At 72.5% G+C, this 12,725-nt stretch carries 2 protein-coding genes; both read left to right on the forward strand.

Annotated features, from left to right (window positions below; genetic code table 11):
• The coding region (locus ABT296_RS37680) for a type I polyketide synthase (protein ID WP_502977429.1) at positions 1-11,133 on the forward strand (11,133 nt) is incomplete at its 5' end.
• Between the two features lie 39 nt (positions 11,134-11,172).
• The coding region (locus tag ABT296_RS37685; protein WP_502977430.1) for a type I polyketide synthase at positions 11,173-12,725 on the forward strand (1,553 nt) is incomplete at its 3' end.

Consider the following 12,725-nt stretch of genomic DNA (forward strand, 5'->3'; position numbering starts at 1 on the left):
GTGCGGATCGGGGAGATGCTGCGTGCGTTGATGGGCTTGTTCGGGGCGGGTGTGCTGGAGCCGTTGCCGGTGCGGGCGTGGGATGTGCGTAAGGCTCCGGAGGCGTTCCGGTTCATCAGCCAGGCGAGGCATGTCGGCAAGGTCGTCCTCACGATGCCGCGGGTTGTGGATGCTGAGGGCACGGTCCTGATCACCGGAGGTACGGGAACCCTCGGCGGCCTGCTGGCCCGCCACTTGGTCAGTGAGCACGGGGTACGGCGTCTGCTGCTCACCAGTCGCAGGGGGCTGGAGACCCCGGGGGCCACGGAACTGCTGGCGGAGCTTGCGGAGTTGGGTGCCCGCGCCGAGGTGGTGGCCTGTGATGCCGCCGACCGCGCGCAGCTTGCCGCGCTCCTGGACGGCCGTAACCTCACCGGAGTCGTCCACGCGGCCGGTGTCCTGGCCGACGGTCTGGTCACCTCCCTCACTCCCGAGCAGCTCGCGGAGGTCTGGCGTCCGAAAGCTCAAGCCGCCGTCAACCTGCACGAGTTGACCCGAGACCAGGACCTGGCCTTCTTCGCCCTCTACTCCTCCGCGGCCGGAGTCTTCGGCTCGCCCGGACAGGCCAACTACGCCGCCGCCAACACCTTCCTCGACGCCCTCGCCCACCACCGCCATGCACAGGGTCTGCCCGCGTCCTCTCTCGCGTGGGGTCTGTGGGAGCAGGCGAGCGGTATGACGGGGGAGTTGGGCCTGGCGGACCGGCAGCGGCTGAGCCGTACCGGCCTGGCGCCGATGTCCTCGGCGGAAGGGCTCGCTCTGCTCGACAGGGCCCTCGCCTCGGCGGATGCCGCCCTGGTGCCCGCCCGTCTCGACCTCGCCGCCCTGCGCCGCGCCGAGTCCGTACCCGCGATCCTGACCGGACTCGTCCGCACCACCCCTGGCCGGCGGACCGCCCGCGCGGTGGCCTCCGGTGCCGAGGCAGGCGGTGCGCTCGGGGAGCGGCTGGCCGGGCTCAGCCGTTCCGAGCGGGAACGGCACCTCGTGGAGCTGGTCCGTACGCAGGTCGCCGCGGTCCTCGGGCACAGCTCGGAACAGTCCGTCGACGCCGAACGCTCCTTCAAGGAGCAGGGCTTCGACTCCCTCACCGCCGTCGAACTCCGCAACCGCCTCGGCACGGCCACCGGCCTCCGACTCCCCACCGCGCTAATCTTCGACCACCCGACACCGACCGCGCTCGCCGGGTACCTCCACACCGAACTGTGGGGTGCGCAGGCGGACGAGCCCGGAACGCAGGCGCCCACAGCTACTGCCACGGCCACAGCCACGGCTTCGGACGAGCCCATCGCCATCGTCGGCATGGCTTGCCGCTTCCCCGGCGGCGTGACCTCGCCGGAGGAGCTGTGGCGACTGGTCAGTGAGGGTGTCGACAGCATCGGCGCCTTCCCCGCCGACCGTGGCTGGGACCTGGACGGCGTCTATCACCCCGACCCCGCGCACTCCGGGACCACTTACACCCGGCAGGGCGGATTCCTCTACGACGCGGCCGAGTTCGATCCCGAACTGTTCGGCATCTCACCGCGTGAGGCGCTGGCGATGGACCCGCAGCAGCGGCTGCTGCTGGAGACCACCTGGGAGGCGTTCGAGCGGGCGGGGCTGTCGCCCACGTCGCTGCGTGGCAGCCGGACCGGCGTCTTCGCCGGTGTCGTCGCCACCGACTACGCGGCACGGCTGGACGAGGTGCCCGGCGATGTCGAGGGCTACCTCGGGATCGGCAACACCTCCAGCGTCGCCTCCGGGAGGCTCGCCTACACCTTCGGCCTTGAGGGTCCGGCGGTCACCGTCGACACGGCCTGTTCGTCGGCGCTGGTCGCGCTGCACCTCGCTGCCCAGTCGCTGCGCAACGGCGAGTGCGAACTCGCCCTCGCGGGCGGGGTCGCGGTGATGCCGTCGCCGTACATGTTCGTGGAGTTCAGCAGGCAGCGCGGGCTCGCCACCGACGGGCGCTGCAAGGCGTTCTCCGCGGCCGCGGACGGGACCGCCTGGTCCGAGGGTGTCGGTGTGCTCGTCGTCGAGCGGCTCTCGGACGCCGTCCGCAACGGGCACCAGGTGCTGGCCGTTGTACGCGGCTCGGCGATCAACCAGGACGGTGCCTCCAACGGGCTCACCGCGCCCAACGGGCCCTCGCAGCAGCGGGTCATCCGGCAGGCCCTCGCGGGCGCCGGACTGGGAACGGGTGATGTGGACGCCCTGGAGGCGCACGGTACGGGTACCGCACTCGGCGACCCGATCGAGGCCGACGCCCTCCTCGCCACCTACGGTCGCGGCCGGGACGCGGACCGGCCTCTCTGGCTGGGCTCGGTGAAGTCGAACATCGGGCACACCCAGGCGGCGGCCGGTGTCGCGGGCGTCATCAAGATGGTGATGGCGATGCGGGAAGGCGTGCTGCCACGCACACTCCACGCCGGCGAGCCCACCCCGCACGTCGACTGGACGCGGGGTGGCGTACGGCTGCTGACCGAGGAACGGGAATGGCCGACGAACGGCACCCGTCCGCGCCGCGCAGGTGTCTCCTCGTTCGGCATCAGCGGCACCAACGCCCACGTCATCCTGGAACAGGCGCCGGAACCCGCCGAGCGGACCCCCGCATCCGCCGGGCCGACGGCCCCGGTATCCGTCGAGCGGGCTCCTGAGCCTGCCGAGCGGGCCGCTGAGCTGGCCGAGCGGGCCCCTGAGCCCGCCGAGCATGCCCCCGACTCTGCCGCCCCCGCCGACTCCACCACGCCCCCGCCCACCCCCCTCCTCCCCTGGGGCTTCTCCGGGCGCACCGAAGGCGCCCTCCGGGCCCAGGCCGAGCGCCTCGCCGCGTTCACCGAGGAGCGGCCCGGACTGCCCGCCGACGGCATCGCGTACTCGCTCGCCGCCACCCGGGCCGCCCTCGACCACCGTGCCGTCGTCGTCGCCCACGACACGGCCGACTTCGCTCCGGCACTGGCGGCCGTTGCCGCAGGCCGACGTACGGCCGAAGCCGTCACCGGAGTCGCCGCCCAAAACGGACCGCTCGCCCTCCTCTTCACCGGTCAGGGCAGTCAACGCGTCGGCATGGGACACGAGTTGTACGTGACGTACCCCGCGTTCGCGCGGGCACTGGACACGGTGTGTGAGGAACTCGACGCGCACCTCGAACGGCCCCTGCGTGAGGTGCTGTTCGCTGAGCCGGGCAGCGCGGAAGCGGCTCTGCTGGACCGAACCTGCTGGGCCCAGCCCGCCCTGTTCGCGGTCGAGGTTGCCCTCTACCGGCTGCTCGAGCGTTGGGGCGTCCGCCCCGACTACGTCGCCGGTCACTCCATCGGCGAGCTGGTCGCCGCCCATGTCGCCGGAGTGCTCTCGCTGCCCGACGCGGCCGCCCTGGTCGCCGCGCGCGGCCGGCTGATGCAGGCACTGCCGGGGGACGGGGCGATGCTCTCCGTCGAGGCCGGTGAGGACGAGGTCCGGGAGACGCTCGCCGGACACGAGGCGCTGGTCGCCGTGGCCGCCGTCAACGGCCCCGCTTCCGTGGTGATCTCCGGGGACCGGGACACCGTCGCCGCACTCGACACCCTCTGGCGCGAGCGCGGACGCAAGACCAAGCTGCTGCGCGTCAGCCACGCCTTCCACTCCCCGCACATGGACGGCATGCTCTCGGAGTTCGCCGCCGTCGCCGCCGGACTGACCTACGACGAACCCCGGATCCCGGTCGTCTCCAACGTCACCGGAGCGGGTGCCGCCCCCGCCGAACTGGCCATCGCCGACTACTGGGTAAGCCATGTCCGCGAACCCGTCCGCTTCCATGACGGCGTGCGCTGGCTGCGCGACCAGGGAGTCACGACCTTCCTCGAACTGGGCCCCGACGGCGTTCTCACGGCCATGGCGGACGACTGCCTCACCGCCCCGGCCTCTCCCGCGCTCCCCGCTCCACTCCTGCTGAGCGCCCTGCGCCGAGGCCGGCCCGAGCCCGAGACGCTGCTGCGCGCCCTCGCCGGTCTGTACGTCCACGGCGGGACCGTCGACTGGGCCGCGCTGCACGACGGAGGGGCCGACCGCCGGGTCGAACTGCCCACCTATCCCTTCCAGCGCTCCCGCTACTGGCTGGAGTCCGCCCGTACCGGCGCCGCCGGGCGCACCACCGACGCGGTGGAGGCCAGGTTCTGGGAACTGGTCGAGAACCAGGACGCCGCCGGACTCGCCACCGCGCTGGATCTCGGCGCGGGAGGCGAGGACGCCGGAACGGCACCGGACCTCAGCGCCCTGCTGCCCGCCCTCGCGTCCTGGCGGCGCGGCGAACGCGACCGTTCCACCCTCGACAGCTGGCGCTACCGCACGGTCTGGAAGCCGGTGACCTCCATCGGCTCGGGCCGACTCGACGGCACCTGGCTGGCCGTACTCGCGGAAGACGGCACGGACACCGCGCGCGGCACGGACGACTCGGCCCCGCAACTCCTCGCCGAGCTGCGCGCACTCGGCACGGACGTCCGCGAACTCCGTCTGTCGACAGCCGCATTGCAGCTCGGTCCCGACCATGTCGGCGCTCTCATAAGGGAGTCCGCACCGACAGGCGTCGCAGGTGCGCTCTCGCTGCTTCCCGGCGCTCTCGGACTCGACGCCACGCTGACCCTGCTCCAGGCGCACGTCGCCGCCGGGCTCGACGCCCCGCTGTGGTGCGTCACGCACGGCGCCGTCGCCGTCACGCCGGAGGAGCGGATCGCCGACCCCGCCCTCGCACAGGTCTGGGGGCTCGGCCGGGTCTTCGGCCTGGAGTACGCCCCGCTCTGGGGCGGTCTGGTCGACCTGCCCACCACCGTGGACGGGCGCACCACCGCCCGCCTCGCCGCCGTCCTGGCGGCCACCGACGGCGAGGACGAGGTGGCCGTCCGCGCCTCCGGCACCTTCCTGCGCCGCCTCACCCGAGCCACCGCGACGGACACCCGGGCCACCGGGAAGGGCACCCGGACCACCACGACGGGCACCCAGGCCACCACGCTCGGCACGCGAGCCTTCGCGCCCGGCGCCCCGGCTGGAGCCGACCCCATCTGCCCGCCTGCCGACACCACCGACGCAACCAACACCGATCCCACCCCGCCCTGGCGCCCCCGAGGCACAGCCCTGATCACCGGCGGCACCGGCGGCCTCGGCGCTCACATCGCGCGCTGGCTGGCCCGGAACGGCGCCGAGGACCTCGTACTGACCAGCCGCCGAGGCCCCGACGCACCCGGCGCCGCCGAACTCACCGCCGAACTCACCGAACTCGGCGCCCGGGTCTCCGTAGTCGCCTGCGACATCGCCGACCGCAACGCCGTCGCGGCCCTCCTCGACACGCTGCCCGGCGACCGCCCGCTCAGTACCGTCGTGCACGCGGCCGGCACCGGCCACTTCACCGCCGTTCCGGAACTCTCCCAGGACGAACTCGCGGACGTACTGGCCGCGAAGGCCCACGGCGCGGACCACCTCGACGCACTTCTCGGCGACCGCGAACTGGACGCGTTCGTCCTCTTCTCGTCCATCGCCGGGATCTGGGGCAGCGGCCACCAGGGCGGGTACGCCGCCGCGAACGCCCACCTCGACGCCCTCGCCCAGAGCCGACGCGCACGCGGTCTCGCCGCCACCGCCGTGGCCTGGGGCGCCTGGGCCGACGGTGGAATGGCCGACGGCGACATGACCGACCACCTCGCCCGGCGCGGCATCCGCACCATGCGCCCCGAACTCGCCCTCGCCGCACTCCAGCAGGCACTCGACCAAGGTGACACCAACATCACCGTCGCCGACGTCGACTGGGAACGCTTCGTCCCCGCCTACACCGCCACCCGCCACCGCCCGCTCATCAGCGAACTCCCCGACGCACAGCGCCACCTGACGGACACGGAAGGCCAAGCTCTGTCAGTCGAAAGCGACTTGGCCCGTCGGCTCGCCGGACTCAGCCCGGACGAACAGGACCGACGGCTCACCGAGACCGTTCTCACCGAGGTCGCCGCCGTCCTCGGCCACAACGGCACGGGCGGCCTCCAGCCCGCGCGCGCCTTCAAGGACCTCGGCTTCGACTCACTGACCGCCGTGGAACTGCGCAACCGGCTCACCGCCGCCACCGGCCTGCGACTGCCCTCCACCCTCGTCTTCGACCACCCCACGCCCGCCGCCCTCACCGCGCACCTGCGCGACGAACTCCTCGGCACCACACCGAGCATGGCCACCGACGCGACCGACACGGAGGCCGCCACCCGGGGACGCGCGGACGAGCCCGTCGCGATCGTCGGTATGGCCTGCCGCTACCCCGGCGGCGTCGCCTCCCCCGAGGACCTGTGGCGGCTGGTCGCCGAAGAGGGCGACGCCATCGGGGTCTTCCCCGCCGACCGAGGCTGGGACGTCGAAGCGCTCTACGACCCCGACGGCGGCCGCCCCGGCACCTCCTACGTCCGCGAAGGGGGCTTCCTCCACGACATCGCCGGATTCGACGCCGACTTCTTCGGCATCTCGCCCCGCGAGGCCCTGGCCATGGACCCCCAGCAACGCCTCCTGCTGGAGCTGTCCTGGCACGCCCTGGAGAACGCGGGACTGCCCCCGACCGCACTGCACGGCTCCGACACCGGACTGTTCGTCGGCTCCAACGGCCAGGACTACGCGACCCTGTTGGGCCGCGCACCCGAAGCGGTGGCCGGCTACCAGGCCACGGGCAGCGCCGCCGCCGTCGTCTCCGGACGCATCGCCTACACCCTCGGCCTGGAAGGCCCGGCCGTCACCGTCGACACCGCCTGCTCCTCCTCCCTGGTCGCCCTGCACATGGCCGTCCAGTCCCTGCGCAACGGCGAGTGCGGCATGGCCCTCGCCGCCGGCGTGACGGTCATGTCGACACCCGGTGCCTTCGTCGAGTTCAGCCGACAGCGCGGCCTCGCCGCCGACGCCCGCTGCAAGCCCTTCGCCGAGTCAGCGGACGGCACCGGCTGGTCGGAGGGCGCCGGCGTACTCGTCGTCGAGCGGCTCTCGGACGCCGTCCGCAACGGTCACCCCGTACTCGCCGTCGTACGCGGCTCCGCGATCAACCAGGACGGCGCCTCCAACGGCCTCACCGCGCCCAACGGGCCCTCCCAGCAACGCGTCATCCGTGCCGCACTCACCTCCGCCGGCCTCACCGCCGCCGACGTCGACGCCGTCGAGGCACACGGCACCGGCACCACCCTCGGCGACCCCATCGAGGCACAGGCCCTCATCGCCACCTACGGCAGGGCCCACGACGCCCAACAGCCCCTGTGGCTGGGCTCGGTGAAGTCCAACCTGGGGCACACCCAGGCCGCCGCCGGCATCGCGGGCGTCATCAAAATGGTGATGGCCATGCGGGAGAACGTCCTGCCCCCGTCCCTGCACGCCACAGAGCCCACCACACATGTCGACTGGTCCGACGGCACCGTCGCCCTCCTCGACCGGCCGGTCCCCTGGACCCACGGCCGCACCGGCCCGCGCCGCGCCGGCGTCTCCGCGTTCGGCATGTCGGGCACCAACGCCCACGTCATCCTGGAAGAGGCACCGCCGAACTCCGGGCCCACCGGCCCGGTACTCGTCGCAGGGCCCGCCGGACTCCCCGGCTCACCCGTACTGCCTCTGCCCCTCTCCGCCCGCACCACCGAGGCACTGGCCGCCCAGGCCCACCGCCTCGCCGACACGGCGGCCCACACAGCCCCGGCCGACCTCGGCTGGAGCCTGGTCACCACCCGCTCCCCGCTCGAACACCGCGCGGTGGCCTGGGGCACCGACCCCGACCAACTCTCCGCCACCCTGAACGCCCTGGCCTCCGGCACGGCAACGCCCCACGCCGTAACGGGCACCACCTCCGCAAACACCGGCGGCGGCAGCGTCTTCGTCTTCCCCGGGCAGGGGTCGCAGTGGGTGGGGATGGGGCGGGGGTTGTTGGAGTCCTCGCCGGTGTTCGCCTCACGGATCGCGGAGTGCGAGGCCGCTCTGGCTCCCTTTGTGGAGTGGTCGCTCACCGATGTGCTGCGTGGTGATGACGACGGTTGGTTGCAACGGGTTGATGTGGTGCAGCCGGTGTTGTGGGCGGTGATGGTGTCGCTGGCCGCGCTGTGGGAGTCCCTCGGCGTGGAGCCGGCTGCGGTGATTGGTCATTCGCAGGGTGAGATCGCGGCTGCGGCGGTGGTCGGTGCGCTGAGTTTGGAGGATGCGGCGCGGGTGGTGGCGCTGCGATCAGCCGCAGTACGGGATGAACTGGCCGGTCTTGGTGGCATGTTGTCGCTTGTGGCGGGTCCGGAGCGGGTGTCGGAGTGGGTGAGTTCGTACGGGGACCGGGTGTCGGTCGCCGTCTACAACGGACCGGATGCCACGGTCGTCGCCGGTGACCCGGAGGCGCTGGATAAGATTGCGGCGGCCGCTGAAGCCGCTGGGGTGCGGGCCCGTCGCGTGCCCGTGGACTACGCCTCCCACTCCGCACAGGTGGAGGACATCCGGGACCGGCTCCTCGACGCTCTCGCCCCGGTCCAGCCCCGCCCCTCCCGCATACCCCTGATCTCGACGGTGACCGGTGAGCCGTTGGACACCGCAACGATGGACGCGACGTACTGGTACGAGGGTCTGCGTCAGCCGGTCCGCTTCACCGATGCCATCCAAGTGGCCCTGGAACAGGGGCATTCCCGTCTGATCGAGGTGTCCGCGCACCCCGTCCTGACGACCGCCGTGCAGGCCATCGCGGAAGCCGTGGAGACTCCGCTCACCGTCGTCGGAACCCTGCGCCGGGACGAGGACGAGAACACCCGAGTCATCGCCAGCGCGGCCGAACTCTGGGTCCAGGGCGCCGACATCGACTGGTCCGCCGTATACGCGGGCCGCTCCGTCGAGCGCGTCGACCTCCCCATCTACCCCTTCCAGCACCACCGCTACTGGCTGGAGCCCACCGAGGAAGACGCCGTCGCGCCCAGTGCGGACTCCGCGTTCTGGGACGCGGTCGAGAGCGAGGACGTGGAGGTGCTCTCGGGGCTCGGGGGCGAGCGGGAGGCGTGGCGCTCCGTGCTGCCGGAACTCGTCGCCTGGCGGCGCCGTGGGCAGGAGCTGGCCACGGTGGACGGCTGGCGGTACAAGGTCGCCTGGAAGCAGCAGCCGGACGCCGCCGCGCCCACCGCACTCTCCGGCCGCTGGCTGTACCTGACCCCCGAAAGCACCGACGACGCCTGGTCCGCCGACCTTGCCGCCCTGCTCTCCGAACTCGGCGCCGACGTGGTGACCGTGGCCGTGGCGCCGGACGACGCCGACCGGGCCGCGCTCGCCCGGCTGCTCACCGAGGCGGCAGCCGGCGAGGAGGGGGTCGCCGGAGTGCTCTCCGCGCTCGCCCTGGCCGACGAACGGCCCGCCGTCGAGCACCCCTTGGTGACCGAGGCCGCGGCCGCCACCCTCGCCCTGATCCAGGCGCTCGGTGACACCGGGCTCGACACCCGCGTCTGGTGCGTCACGCGCGGCGCCGTCGCCACCGGCTACGGCGACGAGATCACGCACCCCGCCCAGGCCGAGGTCTGGGGCATGGGCCGAGTGGCCGCGCTGGAACTGCCACAGCAGTGGGGAGGCATCCTCGACCTGCCCGTCGATCTCGACGACGAGCGGATACGACGCCGTGTCGCGGCCGTGCTCGCCCAGCGGGACACCGTGGAACACGATCAGGTCGCCGTACGGACCGTAGGGCTCCTGGCCCGCCGTATGGTGCCCGCGCCGCTGCCCGCCGACGGGCCGGTCCGGGCGTGGGCGCCGCGCGGCACGGCCGTCGTCACCGGCGGCACCGGGCTGCTCGGCGGCATCCTCGCCCGATGGCTCGCCGGCAACGGAGCCGAGCACGTCGTACTCACCAGCAGGCGCGGACCCGAGGCACCCGGTGCGCATGAACTACGTTCCGCACTTGAGGAGTTGGGTGCGAAGGTGACCATCGCCGCTTGCGATGTCACCGACCGGGCCGCACTCACCGCACTCGTCGACGCGCTGGACGCCGACGGCGACGACATTCGGGCCGTCTTCCACACGGCGGTCCGGTACGAGCTGGGCGCCCTCGCGGACACCACGCTCACCCAGTACGCCAACGTCGTCGACGCCAAGATCGCCGGTGCCCGGATGCTCGCCGAACTGCTCGGCGGGCGGGAACTGGACGCCTTCGTCGTCTACTCATCCGTCGCCGCCCTCTGGGGCAGCGGCGACCACGGCGCCTACTCCGCCGCCAACGCCCACCTCGACGCCTGGACACAGCAGCAACGCGCCCGCGGAGTGCCGGTCACGGCCGTCGCCTGGGGGATCTGGGACGCCGTCAACGAACGGGACAGCCAGGACGCCGCCGAGCGGCCCGTGCTCAACCGGCGCGCCCAACGTCAGGGACTTCCGCTCATCGACCCCGAACTCGCCCTCACCGCGTTCCAGCAGGTCCTCGACCACGACGAGGTCAACATCGCGGTGGCCGACATCGAATGGGAGCGTTTCACCCAGCTCTTCACCTCGGCCCGGGACACCCACTTCCTGGACGACCTGCCCCAGGCCCGCCCCCACCTCCCCACCACCACGGCACAGACCGCCGACGGCGCCGAGCCGGGACATCATTCCGAACTCCGCTCCCGACTGAGGCAGTTGCCCGCAGGTGAACAGCGCCGCGAACTCATGGAGTTGGTCCGGTCCCAGGCCGCCGCCGTACTCGGCCACAGCGGCGCCACCACCATCGACGCCGACCGGGCCTTCCGCGACCTCGGCTTCGACTCCCTGACCGCGGTCGAACTGCGCAACCGACTCGGCTCCGCCACCGGCCTGACCCTGCCGACCACGCTCGTCTTCGAACACCCCACCGCCACCGACGTCGCCGCCCTGCTCCGCAAGGAACTGGCACTGGACGGCGACATCCCGGGCACCGGGGACGCCCTCACCGAACTCGGCCGGCTCGAAGAGGCGCTGGCCGCCGCCACCCCCGACACCGACACCCGCCTCAAGCTCACCAGGCAGCTGCAGACCCTCCTGGTCCGGCTGACCGGCGACGACAGCAACGGGTCCCCCACGAACACCGACGGGACCACCACCGAGGACGACCTCGACGACCTCGAAACGGCCTCCGCGGACGACATGTTCGCCCTGATCGACCGCGAATTCGGATCCTCCTGACCACCCGCTCCGTCCCCCGACCAACCCAGCACCGTGGAGATGTCGACGATGGCGCAGAACGAAGCCAAGCTCCTCGAATACCTCAAGCGGGTCACCAACGACCTCCGCCAGGCCCAGAGCCGCCTCGCCGCCGCCGAGGAGAAGGACCGCGAGCCGATCGCCATCGTCGGCATGGCCTGCCGCTACCCCGGAGGCATCGCCTCCCCCGAGGAGCTGTGGCAACTCGTCACCGACGGCGGCGACGCCATCGGCGCACTCCCCGACAATCGCGACTGGGACCTGGACAACCTCTACGACCCCGACCCCGACCGGCACGGCAAGACCTACGTCCGCGAGGGCGGATTCCTCTACGACGCCGACCTCTTCGACGCCGACCTCTTCGGAATCTCGCCGCGCGAGGCCAGGGTCATGGACCCCCACCAGCGCATCCTGCTGGAAGTCGTGTGGGAGGCGTTCGAACGCGCCGGCATCCCCACCACCTCGCTGCGCGCCACCTCCACCGGCGTCTTCGTCGGCTGCAACCCCCTCGACTACCGCTCCGGAATCCACCAGGTCCCCGAAGGCTTCGAAGGCCACCTCGTCACCGGCAGCGCCGGCAGCATCGTCTCCGGCCGGATCGCCTACACCTTCGGCCTCGAAGGCCCCGCCGTCACCCTCGACACCGCCTGCTCCTCCTCCCTCACCGCCCTCCACCTCGCGGCACAGTCACTGCGCCGCGAGGAGTGCGGCCTCGCCGTGGCGGGCGGCATCGCCATCATGTCCACCTCCGACGAGTTCACCGGCTGGAGCCGCCAGCGCGGACTCGCCGCCGACGGCCGCTGCAAGGCGTTCGCCGCCGACGCCAACGGCATGGGCCTCGCCGAGGGCGCCGGCGTCCTCGTCCTCGAACGGCTCTCCGACGCACGCCGCAACGGCCACCGCATCCTCGGTCTCTTCAAGGGCTCCGCCCTCAACCAGGACGGCGCCTCCAACGGCCTCACCGCCCCCAGCGGACCGGCCCAGCAACGCGTCATCCGACAGGCCCTCCTCAACTGCCGCCTCAACCCGGCCGACGTGGACGCCGTCGAGGCACACGGCACCGGGACACCGCTCGGCGACCCGATCGAGGCACGGGCACTGCTCGCCACCTACGGCCACGGCCGCGACGCCGAACGGCCCCTGTGGCTCGGCTCGATCAAGTCAAACATCGGGCACGCGCAGGCCGCCGCCGGCATGGCCGGCGTCATCAAAATGGTGATGGCCATGCGGGCCGGCGTACTGCCGCGCACCCTGCACGCCGACGAGCCGACCTCCCACGTGGACTGGACGGCGGGCGGCGTCAAACTCCTCACCGAGCCCGCACCCTGGCCCGAGACAGGACGCCCGCGCCGCTGCGCCGTCTCCGCGTTCGGCATCAGCGGGACGAACGTGCATGTGGTGCTGGAGGGCGCCCCGGAGGCGGGGGTTGACCAGTCTCCGCGTGGCGCGGGTGGGTTGGTGCCGTGGGTGGTGTCGGGGGGTTCTGCCGAGGCGTTGGTGGCTCAGGCGGGGCGGTTGGCTGAGGTCGCCGGGGTGTTGGATCCGGTGGATGTCGGGTGGTCGTTGGCGAGTGG

It is taken from the genome of Streptomyces sp. NPDC000983 (assembly GCF_040299205.1).
Lineage (GTDB): Bacteria > Actinomycetota > Actinomycetes > Streptomycetales > Streptomycetaceae > Streptomyces.